The sequence below is a fragment of the Corynebacterium sp. HMSC034B08 genome (assembly GCF_001835805.1).
Lineage (GTDB): Bacteria > Actinomycetota > Actinomycetes > Mycobacteriales > Mycobacteriaceae > Corynebacterium > Corynebacterium coyleae.
On record NZ_KV825899.1, the window covers coordinates 146071 to 160867 of the forward strand.

Below are 14797 nucleotides of genomic sequence, written 5' to 3' on the forward strand. Positions count from 1 at the left end.
AGGTTACTTCTTCTTTCCTGCGATGGTCTTCTTCGGGCCCTTGCGGGTACGCGCATTGGTCTTGGTGCGCTGGCCGCGGACAGGCAGGCCACGACGGTGGCGCATGCCCTGGTAGGAGCCGATTTCGATCTTGCGGCGGATGTCTGCCTGAACCTCGCGGCGCAGGTCGCCCTCGACGGTGTAGGAGGACTCAATCGCGTCACGCAGAGCGGAGAGCTGGTCATCGCTCAGATCGTCCGTGCGCAGGTCCGGAGAAATGCCCGTCTTCTCGAGCAGTTCCTTGGATCGGGTTGCACCGATGCCATAGATGTAGGTGAGAGCGATCTCCATGCGCTTATTGCGCGGGAGATCAACACCAGCTAGACGTGCCATGAGGTACGTACCTTTCGGGTTGTTACGGTGGTTTTCTCCCCACCCGTCCACGTCAACCAACGCTTTATCCGGACCGTGCCGGAGGATGGGTTGGGATTACACGCGGCTCCAGCCACCGTGGCCGGAGGTAAACGACCCACTATGAGCAGGTCTGGGTGAGGAGGCTGAAATGCTTACTTGTAGCGGTAAGTGATACGCCCGCGTTCCAGGTCGTAGGGAGAGAGCTCCACCACGACACGGTCCTCAGGGAGGATGCGGATGTAGTGCTGGCGCATCTTGCCACTGATGTGGGCGAGAACCTCGTGCCCATTGTCGAGTTCGACACGGAACATGGCGTTCTTCAGGGGCTCGACGATGCGGCCCTCAACCTCGATTGCGCCTTCTTTTGCCATACACTCCACTTCCTACACTGCCCGCAAATGTGCAGGCAGAAACGTTTTCTTACCGTGACAGTCGGTACCTGCCAACACTTCGTGGCAGCACCGTTGGACTACTTTATCCGCTCACCTGCGAAAACGCAAAAGGCCCCAGCATTTCGCCGGGGCCAATATGCAACAAAGATGCCTAGTAGACGTAGACCTTGTCACCGATCTGCAGATCGTTGAAGTAGCGCTGTGCATCTCCGCGGTACATGCGGATGCAGCCGTGGGACAGGATGCTCGGGTCCCCTTCGTGGAACGCGATGCCGTTGTAGGTGAAGTACGTGGCGTACGGCATTGGAGCGTTGCCGAACTCCCAGGAGATCTCGTCCTTGACCTTACGGTTGACGTAGAAGGTGCCGCGCGGCGTCTCGTAGCCCGGTCGGCCCGGACCAATCAGGCCCGACTGGTAGTACATGACACCGTTGTTCTGCAGCCAGGAACGGCGACCATCAATGTCAATGCAGGCCTTGGCATCGGCCGGGCACGGACCGTAGTCAAAGCCAGCACGCGGGTTCGGAGCCGGCGCCGGAGCAGGAGCTGGTGCCGGAGCGGGAGCCGGCTTCGGTGCAGGCTTCGGTGCAGGCTTCGGCTTCGGGGTCTTCTCGGCGATGAGTCCGGGGAAGAAAACCTCCACGATCTCGTCGATACGCTGCTTCGCCTTCGCCGGCAGATCCGGGCTGATATTCGCCAACCCATCTGCCTGCAAGCGCAGGTTGTTGCGAAGATCCCAAGCTGCATCCCGTGCAGACTTATCCAGGTTTGCAAACGCGGTGTTTGCCGACGAGGACAGCGCATCAAGGCTGGAGGTTGCAACCGGATTCGGGGCCGGAGCAGGCGCTGCCTGCGCAGTCACAGGTGCAGCAAGCGTAGCGACGACACCGAGACCGGCAGCGAACGTAATTGCGCGTCGCTTCAACGGCGACTGCTTTGCATGGCGAGGACGGTAAGACATGCCGGAAGTATAACCGTATAGCTATGAATCACGCATCGACGCGCCAGCCGTTTATACGCGCGGAGTAAGAATTCGTGGTCCCTGAGCGGTCGCTGCCACGGTGTGTTCCCAGTGTGCTGCCGGTGAACCATCGAGGGTGGTAACCGTCCATTCGTCGTCAAGTACGCGCGTGTCGTAGCCACCACCCAGGATCAACATCGGCTCGATCGCCAACACCGAACCTTCCTGAATCACAGGACCCCGATTCGGCTTGCCCTCATTAGCCAGGTACGGGTCTTCGTGCATCGTGCGGCCAATGCCGTGCCCGCCGTAGCCATCCACAATGCCGAGCTCAACGCCGAAACTCTCCTCGGCGGCGTAGGTTGCCAACTCCAACGCGTGAGACACGTCAGTGAGCTTGTTGCCCGGAACCATGGCTTTCAGGCCTTCTGCGAGCACCCACTCGGTTGCGCGGTTGAGCGCGTCCACATCCGGTGCAAGTTCACCGATACCGAACGACCAGGCACTGTCCCCTACCCAACCGTTAAACGTCGCGCCGCAGTCGATGGAAACCAGGTCCCCTTCATTGAGCACCACGTCGGCGGATGGAATGCCATGGACCACCACATCGTTGACCGACGCACAAATCGACCCAGTAAAACCGTGGTATCCGAGGAAGGTCGGCACCGCGCCATGGTCGCGAATGACGGTTTCCGCCAACTTGTCAAGGTCAAGCGTGCTGACACCCGGCTTTGCCGCAGCACGGACCTCCTGCAGCGCGACACCGACAATGCGGCCGGCTGCCTCCATCGCATCGAGTTCGTCGGGGGTTTTGGCGGCAATCTTGCGTTTGCGGAATGCCATAGCGGGGTGCTCCTTTGTGGTGGTCGTCGATAAGCAAAAGCGAAAGGCCGGTGCGAACACCGGCCTTGAGCGTATTCGGGCTACTTGCCCAGCTGCGCCATGGCGCGCTGGTTGATCTCGTCGACGTCGCCCACAGCGTCGATAGAAATGATCTCCTCACCGTAGTGATCGATCAGCGGTGCGGTCTCATCGCGGTACACGGCGAGACGGGTGCGGATGGTCTCCTCGTTGTCGTCTGCACGACCACGGGCGAGCATGCGCTCCACGACAACGTCCTCATCAACGACGAAGTTGAGCACGCCGTCGAGCTTCTCGCCCTTCTTCGACAGCAGATCAGTCAGGATCTCGGCCTGCTCCACCGTGCGCGGGAAGCCGTCCAGCAGGAAGCCGTCCTTCGCGTCGTCCTGGTTCAGGCGATCCTCAACCATGCGTGCGGTGACATCGGTCGGCACAAGCTTGCCGGCGTCAATGTAGCTCTTCGCCTCAACACCGAGCGGGGTGCCCTCGCCAATGTTGGCGCGGAACAGATCACCGGTGGAGATGTGCGGAACACCGAGCTTTTCGGAAAGGATAGCGGCTTGGGTGCCCTTGCCGGCACCGGGAGGGCCAAGGAGAACGAGACGCATTATCGCAGAAGTCCTTCGTAGTTGGATTGCAGAAGCTGGGATTCAATTTGCTTAACCGTGGTCAAAGCCACGGAAACCATAATCAGGATGGCCGTACCGCCAAACGCGCTCATACCCATCCGGCCGGAGCCGGTGATACCGGCGTCCATTGCCAGGTTCGGCAGCACTGCGATCAGCGCGAGGTAAATCGCGCCGACGAACAGCAGGCGGTTCATGACGAACGCGAGGTATTCAGCAGTCGGACGGCCCGGACGGATACCCGGGATAAAGCCACCGTACTTCTTCATGTTCTCTGCCTGATCGACCGGGTCATACTGGATCGACACATAGAAGTAGGAGAAGAAGATGATCATCACGACGTAGGTGAGGATGTACTGCCACGAACCCGGGTTCTGCAGCCATGCCATCACGTGGTTCATCCACCAGTTGTCCGGCGGAGTCGGGTTATTCATGGTCACGATCTGTGTGATCAGAACCGGCACGTACATCAGCGACGAGGCGAAGATGACCGGGATAACGCCAGCCTGGTTGACCTTCAGCGGCAAGTAGGTGGAAGAGCCACCGTACTGGCGACGACCCACCATGCGCTTGGCGTACTGCACCGGGATGCGACGCTGGCCCTGCTCAATGAAGACAATGCCGACGACCAGCGCAACAAGCGCGAGGATGACGAGGATCAGCGTCAAGGCACCGGAGTTCTGGAGGATGAACGCACCCTCGGACGGGATCTGGGTTGCGATACCCGCAAAGATGAGCAGGGACATACCGTTGCCCACGCCCTTTTCAGTGATGATCTCGCCGAGCCACATGATGAGCACCGCACCGGAGGTCATCACAAGGATCATCATGATCAAGGTCCAGACATTGCGGTCTTCCACCAGCACCGGCATTCCCTGGCCGAGCAGCTGCTCGCGGTCTGCCAGCGCGACGATACCTGCGGACTGCAGCAACGCCAGCGCGACCGTGAGGTAGCGCGTGTACTGCGTCATCTTCGCCTGGCCGGACTGGCCTTCCTTCTTCAGCTCCTCGAACTTCGGGATCACGACAGTGAGCAGCTGCACGATAATCGACGCCGTAATGTACGGCATGATGCCGATCGCGAAGATCGACAACTGCAGCAGTGCACCACCGGAGAACAGGCCAATGATGGAGAACATCGTGGCACGGTCACCCTGGGCAACCTCTTCGAGTCGCTGGTTGATCAACGCGTAATCAACGCCCGGGGACGGGATCTGGGCACCTACGCGGTACAGAATCATCAGCGCAAGGGTGATCAAGATCTTCTTGCGAAGGTCAGGATCCTTAAACGCCTGAGCAATTGCGGACACATAGCCTCCTGGCTTCCACCTGAACCGCGGCGGAAGGTAGTGGATAGTGCAGCGCCGACTCGTGCATGAAGGCACACAAAACGGGCCGTCGCCGTGTTTGACCCCACTACCCTAGCAGCTGTGCTTAAAAAGTTGATACTCACGGTCGACTTTACCGCTACAGCACAGCGAAAACCCCCACACCGGACAGTGATTGTCCAGTATGGGGGTTATCTCAAGCGCGGAAAGCGTTACGCTTTCGGCTCTTTACGCGTCCTTCGGAGCGCGCTTGGAGAACTCGACGACGGTGGCGGAGCCGCCAGCAGCCTTGAGCTTCTCCTCAGCGGACTTGGAGAACTTGTTTGCGGTGACGTTGAGTGCGACGTTGATGTCGCCCTCTGCCAGCACCTTCACCGGCTGCTTCGGGCGAACGAGGCCCTTAGCGACGATGTCGGCAACTGCAATGTCGCCACCCTGCGGGAATGCTTCCGCGAGGTCCGCGACGTTGACCACCTGGTACTCGACGCGGTTCGGGTTCTTGAAGCCCTTGAGCTTCGGCAGACGCATGTGCAGCGGCATCTGGCCACCCTCGAAAGCAGCGGAAACCTGCTTACGAGCCTTGGTGCCCTTGGTACCGCGGCCAGCGGTCTTGCCCTTGGAGGCCTCACCGCGACCAACGCGGGTCTTGGCCTTGTTGGCGCCCTCTGCCGGGCGCAGATCATGGAGCTTGATGATGTCAGCCATGTTTTATCTACTCCCCTGCAACTTCTTCGACGGTGACGAGGTGACGCACCTTGAGGATCTGGCCGCGGGTAGCAGCGTTGTCCTTCTTCACCACGGACTGACCGATCTTGCGCAGACCGAGAGCCTCGAGGTTCTTGCGGGTCACCGGCTTCTCACCGATCTTGCCGTGGTGCAACGTAATCTTCAGTGCCATTGTTCTTAGGCCTCCTGTCCTGCGCGAGCGCGCAGCATACGTGCCGGGGCAACGTCCTCGACAGCCTTACCGCGCTTCGCTGCGACCTCTTCCGGACGCACGAGCTGCTTCAGGCCTGCAACGGTGGCCTGAACCACGTTGAGGGCGTTGTCAGAGCCGAGGGACTTGGCCAGGATGTCCTGGACACCAGCGGCCTCGAGCACCGGGCGGACTGCGCCACCGGCGATCACACCGGTACCCGGAGCAGCCGGGCGGAGCATGACGATACCGGCGGCTTCTTCAGCCTGAACCGGGTGAGGAATGGTGCCACCGATCATCGGGACGCGGAAGAAGTTCTTGCGAGCCTCTTCTGCACCCTTCTGAATTGCGGCAGGAACTTCCTTCGCCTTGCCGTAGCCAACGCCGACCATGCCTTCACCGTCGCCGACGACGACGAGAGCGGTGAAGGACATGTTGCGGCCACCCTTAACGGTCTTGGCAACACGGTTGATGGTGATGACGCGCTCGATGTACTTATCGCGCTCGTCGTTCTGGTTGCGACGGTCGTCGCGACGGCCACGGCCGCCGCGGTTACCGCGGTCGTTGTTGTTCTGGTTGTCGGCGGAGCGCCCGCCGTCACGCCGTTCACGTTCGGCCATTACGCGATCCTTCCGTTGATGGTGATGTTTGCCGTGATCATTAGAACTTCAGACCACCTTCACGAGCAGCTTCAGCCAGGGCCGCAACGCGGCCGTGGTACTTGTAGCCACCACGGTCGAAGACGATCTGCTCGATGCCTGCTGCTTTGGCACGCTCAGCGACGAGCTGGCCAACCTTTGCGGCCTTCTCCTTCTTGTCGCCCTCCAGGTTGCGCACGTCTGCCTCGATGGACGACGCAGAAACCAGGGTGTGGCCTGCGAGGTCGTCGATGACCTGGACGTGGATGTGGCGAGACGAGCGGTGCACAACGAGACGCGGGGTCTCCGGGGTGCCACGCAGGGTCTTGCGGATGCGGTAGTGGCGACGTGCGCGGGCCTCGCGGCGGCGGGACGAGATGTCCTTGCCCACCGGGGTGCGCTTGGTGTTCTCTGCAGTATTGCTCATGATTACTTACCCGTCTTTCCGACCTTGCGGCGGACCTGCTCGCCGGCGTAGCGGATGCCCTTACCCTTGTACGGGTCATCCTTACGCAGACGGCGGATGTTTGCCGCAATCTGGCCAACCTGCTGCTTGTCAGTGCCTTCGATGGCGAACTTGGTGTTGCCATCGACGGAGAACGTGACGCCTTCCGGCGCCTCAATCAGGATCGGGTGCGAGTAGCCGAGGGAGAACTCAAGGTCCTTGCCCTTCTGCTGCACACGGTAACCGACGCCGAAGATCTCCATGTTGATCTTGTAGCCCTCAGTCACGCCGATGATCAGGTTGTTGATCAGCGAGCGGGTCAGGCCGTGCAGCGAACGGCTGTCACGGTGATCGTCCGGACGGGACACCACGACTTCGTTGTCTTCGACGGAAGCGGTGATCGGCTCCGGCATCTCGAGGTCCATGGTGGCCTTCGGGCCCTTGACCTCAACACGCTGGCCGTCGATCTTCACCTCGACGTTGTTCGGGATTGCGATGGGTGCATTACCTACACGCGACATAGTCTTTTCAACCTCCCCTTACCAGACGTAAGCGAGGACTTCCCCGCCTACACCCTTCTCTTGAGCCTGGCGGTCGGTCAGCAGGCCGTGGGACGTGGAGATGATTGCCACGCCCAGGCCACCGAGCACCTGAGGCAGGTCGTTGGACTTGGCGTACACGCGCAGGCCCGGCTTGGACACGCGGCGCAGACCAGCGATGGAAGCCTCGCGGGTCGGGCCGTACTTGAGGTTGAGCGTCAGCGATTTGCCAACCTTCTCGTCCTCAACTTTGTAATCTTCGATGTAGCCTTCCTGCTTCAAGATCTCAGCAATAGCTGCCTTGAGCTTGGAGGACGGCATAGACACGGTGTCGTGCTGCGCAGTTGTTGCGTTGCGCACGCGCGACAGCATGTCCGCAATCGGATCTGTCATGGTCATTGTGGTGACCGTTTCCTTTCTCGTTGCGGTTCCCTAAACCCACCTGACCCTTTTCAAGGTCGCGTTTTCCGCATGGTCTATCGGGGGCTACTCAACGCTGCCCACACTCAGTAGCGTGGGCCGCTCGCCGCCTCCCTTGCACGCGGTCCGCATCTTGGCGAGGGGCCTGCAACAAAGTTGGATGTTCAAATGTTTCTCTCGGCTTGGCACGCCGAAATCTCGGCGCACAAGTCCGATCGACCAAGTTACCTGCTTGTTCGCTCAGAACCAAATTGCTTAACGACGACACCTTGCCCCCGTCAGCATCTCCCGACACCGAATTGATCAGAACGGCAGCGCCGCCCTGGACTTCACCCGTGTTTGGCCGAGGTCTGAATTCTCTCCCGCGGCGTGTCCGCTGAGGTACGCACCTGGGTCGAACGAGCGGTTGGTTTGGTGCGCGGAGAGCACAAAGCCCTGCTCTTCGGCGAATTTGGAGCGGGCTTGCTCGGCCTTTGCGGCGTCGTCGACAAGCACAAGCGCATATTCGCTATCCCCCTTTGCTGCGCCCTCTTCAGCTTTCATCAGACGTTTGCCGATGCTTGTCGCGAACCCCTGCATAAACGACCGACGCATCACCACGACCGATTCCCCGAAGTTGGTGGCGCGGATCTTTTGTGATTCTGCAAGCATCACCGGCAACAACAGCGCGTAGAGCATGTCCACCCGGTCGAGGTGTCGCTGAAGGCCAAAAATGTCTGCGTCCTTGACGCGCGTGGAGTTATACACCCGCTGCGTAAAGCCCGTGCAGTGCAACGACCTCGCGATGGAGTGCAGCAGCGTTGCCTGCATATCGGTGTAGGCGCCACGGAACGTGTAGGCGCGGTGGCCTACGTTGTCGCCAGCATCGGGACTTGCAAGATCGCGCTCGTCGTAGCCGTACTGTGCCATCAGCTCGAATGCTCGGGCATAGAACGCGTCACCCTCCGGTGTCCCTTCCCTGTCGTTGGCTTGGTTGAGTAGTTTTTGTACTCGTTGTTTGATCTTTTCTTCGGTACGCATCTGACGCACCCACCCCTTCCCCATTGCTGTTTGGATGTGTGCCTGTAGTTATAACGAACTCGCACGACATGTCCGTTTCAGCTTGTGGAATTTGCAATTTCCGCCCTGTGGATAACTTCTCTTTGCGCAGGTTGTAGCGCTGCGACGACACCCCTCCGTCCCGCTTGCACCCTAAGCGCTAGCATCGTTGCAATGAGCAGGACCAAGCGCAGTTTCGCCGTCACAAAGATTTCCGCTAGCGGCACCCGCGACACGCGCGCGGGCCAAGTGGAAGTGGAAGAACCACTCGAGGTGCGCGCCGGTGGCCGAGAGGTCGCTCAGTTGTTTCGCACCCCGGGCCACGACATCGAGCTCGCCCACGGTGTGCTCCTGACGCAGGGCCTCATTACCACCCCTAAAGATGTCATTACCGCTCGCTATTGCGAAGGTGCCATCGGCGGCGAAAACACCTACAACCTGCTCGATATCGAGCTTTCCTACCCTGCTGCACCGCAGTTCATCGACCCAATCCCATCTCAGTCCTGTGGTATTTCTGCCGAGCAGCGCGTACGGGAGTTGGCGGTCCGCCTGAACGTGCGCAGCGAGTTCGCCCCTATTGATCAGGATGCGATCTTCGCCTTGCCAGAACGTCTCAACCAGGCGCGTCGTCGCGACCTGCCCACCGCGCTCGCTGGCGAGACCGCGCGTCAAGACATCGACGCTGTCAACGCGGTACAGAAGATCGCTGGGCGTTTGCTTCTCGACGACACCCTGCCCGCCCACAACCTCACCCTCGCAGTGGATACGCGCGTGACGTTTGAAATGATGCGTGCTGCAGCAGCGGCCGGCTTCGGCATTGTCGCCACCACACGCGACGTCACGTCGATGGCGGTGGAATTGGCCCGCGAAACAAATACAGCGCTCGTCGGCGCAATTACCGACGAGCGCTTCAGCGTGTACTCGGGCGCTTAGCCAATGAACATGCCAGCAGCCTTCGCGGCAGTGGCCCACAGACCGTAGATAAGCAGTCCAGCGATGATTGCCGCCAGAATGATCGCGACAATCTTGTGGGCCTGGCCCGCGGAAGCCCCACGCGCCTGACCGGCACCAGCACCTTCAAGCGCGGAGGCGCGATCTGCCTCGATCTTCGCCTGAACGGTGTCTTGGTCTTCGAACCACTTCGACGCCACCGGGCGTACAAGGATGTTGGCGATCAGGCCAACAGCAAGCAGGCAGCACATGACGTACAGCGACAGGCGGTAAAGGTCCGGGCCTTCGCCGCCGTTGGCTGCCTGGCGCTCCACGACCATGTTGATGATCAGCGGGCCAGCTACACCTGCAGCCGACCATGCGGTAAGCAGACGGCCGTGAATAGCGCCGACCTGGTAAACACCGAATAGGTCGCGCAGGTAGGCCGGGATACTGGCAAAGCCACCCCCGTAGAAGGACAGCAACACCAGCGCGCAGATCACAAACAGCGCGATGTTGGCGTGGCCGAACCTGGCGAAGATGAAGTAGAAAGCCAACCCGATACCCAGGTACACCATGTAGATGTTCTTGCGGCCAATGACGTCAGAAACCGACGACCAGACGAAACGGCCAGCCATGTTCGCCAGCGACAGCAAGCCAACAAAGCCTGCGGCGGCCGCCGCAGTCAGTGCCGGGAAGTAGTCCTGAATCATCGGTGCCGCATTCTCCAGCACGCCGATACCCGCGGTGATGTTGCAGAACAGGATCACCCACAGGCACCAGAACTGCGGGGTTCGAATCGCGTTGTTGGCGCTAACATTTGCACCGACGATGGCAACCTTGGAAGGTTTGCGCCCCTGCTTCGCTTCGCCCGACGGGGTCCAATCCGGGTGCGGCATGCGGATGCAGTACGCGCCCATAGCGATGACGACGAGATACACGACGCCAAGGGTGACAAAGGTGGGTTGGATGCCCGCGGCGCGGTTGGCGATATCCACACCGCCGCCGTAGAACTCCATGAGGCGGTTCGACGCCGGCGAGGCAATCAGTGCGCCGCCGCCGAAGCCCATGATCGCAAGGCCCGTAGCCAGACCGGGGCGATCCGGGAACCACTTCATCAGCGTGGACACCGGCGAGATGTATCCGATGCCCAAACCGATGCCGCCGATAAAGCCGTAGCCGAAGTACACCAGCCACAAGTTTCCGGTGGTGACACCCAGGGTGGCAACGAGGAAGCCTGTCACCCACAGCACGCCGGAAACTGCCATGGACGCGCGTGGGCCGACTCGCTCGACCCAGGAACCGAACAGCGCGGACGAGATGCCGAGCATGCCGATTGCCAACGAGAAGATCCAGCCCACAGCAACTTCGCCGACACCGAAGTGCTCCATCATTGGCTTCTTGAACACGGAGAACCCGTAGACCTGGCCGATAGAGAGGTGGATGGCGAGTGCCGCAGGGACAATTAGCCAGCGATTGAATTCCTTAGGCGCGATAATTGCGCTTCGGGAGAAGTAACTCATGGGGGTTCCCCTATTATGGATGCCAAACAATGTATTTAATACAGCGGACATCATAACCACCCATAGCCAGCTTCACGCAAGCTTTCTTTCATGCTTTTCCAATACGACAAAACCCCTGCGACCGCGGTATAAAAACCGGGTGCAGGGGTGTCGTCGTCAAGTGAACGCTTATGCGCGCTTCATCTTGCCGTCCTTGTCAGCGAACGGGAAGCCGAGGTGCGTCAGCAGTGCGCGACCCTCGTCGTCGCTACCAGCGGTGGTCACGAGCGTGATGTCCATGCCGCGAACGCGATCGATCTTGTCGATGTCGATTTCGTAGAACATGGTCTGCTCGGACAGGCCGAAGGTGTAGTTACCGTTGCCGTCGAACTGCTTGTCGTTCAGGCCACGGAAGTCGCGAATACGCGGGAGAGCAACCGTCAGCATACGGTCGAGGAACTCCCACATACGGTCGCCGCGCAGGGTGACCTTTGCGCCGATCGGCATGCCCTCACGGAGCTTGAAGTTAGCGATGGACTTCTTCGCGCGACGCAGCTGCGGCTTCTGGCCGGTGATCGCGGTGAGGTCCTCGAGTGCGCCGTTGATCACCTTGGAGTCGCGGGCAGCGTCGCCCACACCCATGTTCACAACAATCTTGGTCAGGCCCGGGATCTGCATGACGTTGTCGTAGTTGAACTGCTCGTTCAGCTTGGTGCGGATCTCGTCCTGGTAGCGGGACTTCAGGCGCGGGGTGTAGTTCTGAATGTTCTCAGCCATTAGATGTCCTTCCCGTTCGACTTAGCCACGCGGACCTTCTTGCCGTTCTCGTCGAAGCGGTAGCCCACGCGGGTCGGCTTGCCGTCGGAGTCCAGGATCATCACGTTGGACACGTGGATCGGAGCTTCCTGGCTGACGATGCCGCCGGACTCGGCGCCGCGCTCGTTGTAGGAGTTTGCGACGTGCTTCTTGATGCGGTTAACACCCTCGACGAGGACCTTGTCGCGCTGCGGGTACGCCTCAATGACGCGACCCTGAGCACCCTTATCCTTGCCGGCGATAACCTGCACCATATCGCCCTTCTTGATCTTCATACTTAGATCACCTCCGGTGCGAGAGACACAATCTTCATGAAGCGCTTGTCGCGGAGCTCACGAGCAACCGGGCCGAAGATGCGGGTACCGCGCGGCTCGGTGTCGTTCTTGATGACGACAGCAGCGTTCTCGTCGAACGAGATGTAGGAGCCGTCCGGACGACGGGTCTCCTTCTTCGCACGGACGATGACAGCCTTAACGACCTCGCCTTCCTTGACGTTGCCGCCCGGGGCAGCTTCCTTCACGGTGGCGACGATCGTGTCGCCGATGCCGGCGAAGCGTCGAACGGAACCGCCGAGAACGCGGATGCACAGCAGTTCGCGTGCACCCGTGTTGTCGGCGACCTTCAGACGCGATTCCTTCTGAATCACAGTTGGTCTCCTGACCTGGGTCAATGTGCGCCAGATTTCCGTCCTGAACGCACGTGGTCAATGTTCTTGCGGCCTATTGCTTATCGACGAACCTCGCGCGCTCGTCCCTCGCACACGAGGAGAGCGCAGTCTGGTCGAAGGGTCTCGGACGCTTCACTCGGAAACGCGTGTCACGCCCGACCAGCAGTAGACAACTGGAGTATTTAACCATGAGCAGCGACGATCGCACAAATTGCCGCTAAATCGTGTCGCCTGAAGATACAAAAATCGCCCCACCCCGAAACTTAGGGGTGAGACGATGAGTGTGCCGCAGCGTTAGCGCAATTTTAGACGGTGCTAGCAGCAACGGCGCCGAGGCCGAGCACACCAGTGAGCGACAGGATGGTGATGATCCAGCCCACGGAGGACAGGGCAGCTGGAACCAGCAGCAGGTTCGGGGCCAGCGGGCCACCGAGAGCGCGCATTTCATTGATGACCTGGTTGAGCGGCTCCGGGTAGGTAGCAGCCTCAGCGACAGGAGCACCAGCACCGATTGCAACAGATGCCGCAAGAGCAACAGCGGCGAGACGACGGAACTTCATGTTCGTTTCCTTTCAGGAGAGGTGTGTACGTGTCGCGGCTTACTTAGCAGCAGTGACGATGGACTGAATGATCGAGATGACAACGTTCAGCGAAGAAAGCGCTGCCGGCAGCAGAATGATGTTCTGGGCTTCCCAGCCACCGACCTTGTAAATCTCGTACAGAACACGGTTCAGCGGTTCCGGAGCAGGCTGAGCGGTAGCAGCCGGAGCAGCAACAGCAACGGTGGTTGCGACAGCCGCCGCAGCAACAAGACGACGAAGCTTCATGTGAATCTCCAATTTTCTTAATGAACGGTAGGCATCGGCCGCAGCTTGAACGACCTTGCCCACTGAACATTACCGTGACGTTTTACAGTTTTTGGCAGAATTCCCATTTTCTTTCACGATTTTCCAAAGCTTTCCAATCGCCGAATAGGTATTACCACATTTCCTTTTAAGATAGTACCTCTTGTACATTGGAGGGCGTGAGTTTCTACGAAGCCGCCCCCGAGGCAATCAAGAATAAGGTCGATCTGTTCTCGACAGAACCTGCCCGATTTGCCACGCGCTCCGTGCTCGCGGGCGTGTACCTGGGCATCATGACGGCATTCGCCGCATCCACGGCACAACTACTCGACGGCTACGCCCCCGGCTGGGGCAAATACGCCTTCGGTGCCATCTTCGCGTCAACGCTGTACATCATCATCGTCTTGCAAGGCGAACTCGCCACAGGTGACATGATGTTCATGACCTATGGTGCCATCCATAGGCTCAACACCATCACCCGCGGGTTCCTCCTCGTCTTCTTTGTCACCGTGTTCAACCTCATTGGTGCAGTGGCGATTTCATGGCTGATTTCCCGGACCACCATGGGCCAGATGGTCGAGGTGGACGGATTCCTCCACGATTTGCTCGTCGCCAAGCTGCAAAAATCCAGTTCCACCCTGTTCGTTGAAGCGATCCTGGCAAACGTCGTGGTCAACATCGCCTTCATGCTGGCCACCCAGGCCGGCAAGGACTTCAGCGCGAAGCTGTGGGGTGTCATCCTGATCATCCCGTCGTTTGCCACCATGAGCTACGAGCACTCCATCGCGAACTTCATCCTCACCAGCCTGGGCGGGTTTACGCTCGGCCCGGAGACGATCGAGGGCTTCACCAACTGGAACGTCATCCGCAACTGGGTGGTCGTCTGGCTGGGCAACTTCGTCGGCGGCGGGTTCATCATGGGTGGCCTCTACGGATGGCTGAACCTGACCAAGACCGGTTACAAGGACTAACCAACAAGGACTAACTCCCCTCACCTTGGGTGTCTCTGCCAAAATGAGACGGGTGAGTACCCAGACACCTGACGTCCTCGAAGCTGTTCGCAGTGTTCGCGATGCCCTCGCGGACACTGCCCTACCTATTGATGCAGCCCCAGAGGCCCGCGCAATTGTCAACCAGCTCGACGACTATGTCCTGCCCCGCCTCGCCAACCTGGACGCGCCGCTGCTCGCCGTGATCGGCGGCTCCACCGGCTCTGGTAAGTCCACGCTTGTCAATGCATTGCTGCGCGAGCGGGTCTCCAACCCAGGCGTCATCCGCCCCACCACCCGGCAGCCAGTGCTAGTGGCAAACCCAGCAGATGCTGATTGGTTTAACTCCCCACAGGTACTGCCAGGCCTGACGCGCTCGCACGGCGCGGGCAACGAGCAATCGACGACGCTGCGAGTCGTGGATACGCAAAGCGTGCCCGAGGGCCTTGCGCTTCTCGACGCCCCCGATTTCGACTCCATCGACGACAAAA

General features: G+C 59.9%; 21 protein-coding genes and 1 pseudogene. 3 read left to right on the top strand and 19 right to left on the bottom strand.

The window, feature by feature from the left end; genetic code table 11:
* Positions 1–3: 3 nt before the first annotated feature.
* The 13 genes from rpsM to HMPREF2656_RS01040 form a co-directional block, all read right to left on the bottom strand.
* Positions 4–372 carry a 30S ribosomal protein S13 gene (gene rpsM / locus HMPREF2656_RS00980; RefSeq protein WP_070422743.1) on the bottom strand — a complete coding sequence of 123 codons (369 nt, stop codon included), beginning with the start codon at positions 370–372 and terminating at the stop codon, positions 4–6.
* Positions 373–545: 173 nt separating this feature from the next.
* Positions 546–764, bottom strand: coding sequence for a translation initiation factor IF-1 (gene infA / locus HMPREF2656_RS00985; protein WP_070422742.1), 219 nt, complete (start codon positions 762–764; stop codon positions 546–548).
* Between the two features lie 172 nt (positions 765–936).
* Positions 937–1746 carry a L,D-transpeptidase gene (locus HMPREF2656_RS00990; protein WP_070815602.1) on the bottom strand — a complete coding sequence of 270 codons (810 nt, stop codon included), beginning with the start codon at positions 1744–1746 and terminating at the stop codon, positions 937–939.
* 51 nt (positions 1747–1797) lie between these two features.
* Positions 1798–2589 carry a type I methionyl aminopeptidase gene (gene map / locus HMPREF2656_RS00995; protein ID WP_070815603.1) on the bottom strand — a complete coding sequence of 264 codons (792 nt, stop codon included), beginning with the start codon at positions 2587–2589 and terminating at the stop codon, positions 1798–1800.
* 80 nt (positions 2590–2669) lie between these two features.
* The gene (locus tag HMPREF2656_RS01000; RefSeq protein WP_070815604.1) at positions 2670–3215 is read right to left on the bottom strand and encodes an adenylate kinase; all 546 of its coding nucleotides are present in this window, start codon (positions 3213–3215) and stop codon (positions 2670–2672) included.
* Entirely contained in the window at positions 3215–4543 is a 1329-nt protein-coding gene (gene secY / locus HMPREF2656_RS01005; RefSeq protein WP_070422738.1) for a preprotein translocase subunit SecY, read from the bottom strand. The genes HMPREF2656_RS01000 and secY overlap by 1 nt, the downstream gene beginning before the upstream one ends.
* Positions 4544–4789: 246 nt before the next feature.
* The gene (gene rplO, locus HMPREF2656_RS01010) at positions 4790–5266 is read right to left on the bottom strand and encodes a 50S ribosomal protein L15 (protein ID WP_070422737.1); all 477 of its coding nucleotides are present in this window, start codon (positions 5264–5266) and stop codon (positions 4790–4792) included.
* 7 nt (positions 5267–5273) lie between these two features.
* Positions 5274–5459 (bottom strand): 50S ribosomal protein L30, encoded by a 186-nt coding sequence (gene rpmD / locus HMPREF2656_RS01015; RefSeq protein WP_034997282.1) that lies wholly within the window; start codon positions 5457–5459, stop codon positions 5274–5276.
* A 5-nt stretch (positions 5460–5464) separates the two neighbouring features.
* Positions 5465–6097: a 30S ribosomal protein S5 gene (rpsE, locus tag HMPREF2656_RS01020; RefSeq protein ID WP_070422736.1), complete on the bottom strand. Its 633-nt coding sequence runs from the start codon at positions 6095–6097 to the stop codon at positions 5465–5467.
* Positions 6098–6137: 40 nt separating this feature from the next.
* Positions 6138–6542, bottom strand: a complete 405-nt coding sequence (gene rplR / locus HMPREF2656_RS01025) for a 50S ribosomal protein L18 (protein WP_070422735.1) — start codon at positions 6540–6542, stop codon at positions 6138–6140.
* A 2-nt stretch (positions 6543–6544) separates the two neighbouring features.
* Positions 6545–7081, bottom strand: coding sequence for a 50S ribosomal protein L6 (rplF, locus tag HMPREF2656_RS01030; RefSeq protein WP_070422734.1), 537 nt, complete (start codon positions 7079–7081; stop codon positions 6545–6547).
* A gap of 18 nt (positions 7082–7099) precedes the next feature.
* Positions 7100–7498: a 30S ribosomal protein S8 gene (gene rpsH / locus HMPREF2656_RS01035; RefSeq protein WP_070422733.1), complete on the bottom strand. Its 399-nt coding sequence runs from the start codon at positions 7496–7498 to the stop codon at positions 7100–7102.
* A 324-nt stretch (positions 7499–7822) separates the two neighbouring features.
* Positions 7823–8539, bottom strand: coding sequence for a DUF2786 domain-containing protein (locus HMPREF2656_RS01040; RefSeq protein ID WP_141740849.1), 717 nt, complete (start codon positions 8537–8539; stop codon positions 7823–7825).
* 192 nt (positions 8540–8731) lie between these two features.
* Here HMPREF2656_RS01040 and HMPREF2656_RS01045 point away from each other — a divergent pair, with 192 nt between their 5' ends.
* A complete protein-coding gene (locus HMPREF2656_RS01045; RefSeq protein ID WP_070614269.1) occupies positions 8732–9490 on the top strand; it encodes a formate dehydrogenase accessory sulfurtransferase FdhD in 759 nt (252 codons plus the stop codon).
* On the opposite strand, the gene HMPREF2656_RS01050 is transcribed toward HMPREF2656_RS01045, so the two are convergent.
* The 6 genes from HMPREF2656_RS01050 to HMPREF2656_RS01075 all read right to left on the bottom strand — a co-directional run bounded on the left by HMPREF2656_RS01050 (position 9487) and on the right by HMPREF2656_RS01075 (position 13299).
* Positions 9487–11010, bottom strand: coding sequence for an L-lactate MFS transporter (locus HMPREF2656_RS01050; RefSeq protein WP_070450601.1), 1524 nt, complete (start codon positions 11008–11010; stop codon positions 9487–9489). The genes HMPREF2656_RS01045 and HMPREF2656_RS01050 overlap by 4 nt on opposite strands.
* A gap of 168 nt (positions 11011–11178) precedes the next feature.
* Complete coding sequence (gene rplE, locus HMPREF2656_RS01055) at positions 11179–11766, bottom strand: 50S ribosomal protein L5 (protein WP_070422729.1); 588 nt, start codon at positions 11764–11766, stop codon at positions 11179–11181.
* On the bottom strand, positions 11766–12080 hold the full coding sequence (gene rplX / locus HMPREF2656_RS01060; RefSeq protein WP_070422728.1) for a 50S ribosomal protein L24: 315 nt from the start codon (positions 12078–12080) through the stop codon (positions 11766–11768). Before rplX ends, rplE begins: the two co-directional genes overlap by 1 nt.
* 2 nt (positions 12081–12082) lie before the next feature.
* Entirely contained in the window at positions 12083–12451 is a 369-nt protein-coding gene (gene rplN, locus HMPREF2656_RS01065) for a 50S ribosomal protein L14 (protein ID WP_070422727.1), read from the bottom strand.
* A gap of 326 nt (positions 12452–12777) precedes the next feature.
* A complete protein-coding gene (locus HMPREF2656_RS01070; RefSeq protein WP_070570616.1) occupies positions 12778–13032 on the bottom strand; it encodes a hypothetical protein in 255 nt (84 codons plus the stop codon).
* Positions 13033–13071: 39 nt separating this feature from the next.
* Positions 13072–13299 (bottom strand): hypothetical protein, encoded by a 228-nt coding sequence (locus HMPREF2656_RS01075; RefSeq protein WP_070482515.1) that lies wholly within the window; start codon positions 13297–13299, stop codon positions 13072–13074.
* 197 nt (positions 13300–13496) lie between these two features.
* Here HMPREF2656_RS01075 and HMPREF2656_RS01080 point away from each other — a divergent pair, with 197 nt between their 5' ends.
* Both HMPREF2656_RS01080 and HMPREF2656_RS01085 read left to right on the top strand, forming a co-directional pair.
* Positions 13497–14288 carry a formate/nitrite transporter family protein gene (locus HMPREF2656_RS01080; RefSeq protein WP_070422867.1) on the top strand — a complete coding sequence of 264 codons (792 nt, stop codon included), beginning with the start codon at positions 13497–13499 and terminating at the stop codon, positions 14286–14288.
* A 43-nt stretch (positions 14289–14331) separates the two neighbouring features.
* A pseudogene (locus tag HMPREF2656_RS01085) lies at positions 14332–14797 on the top strand (ABC transporter); the annotation flags it as partial.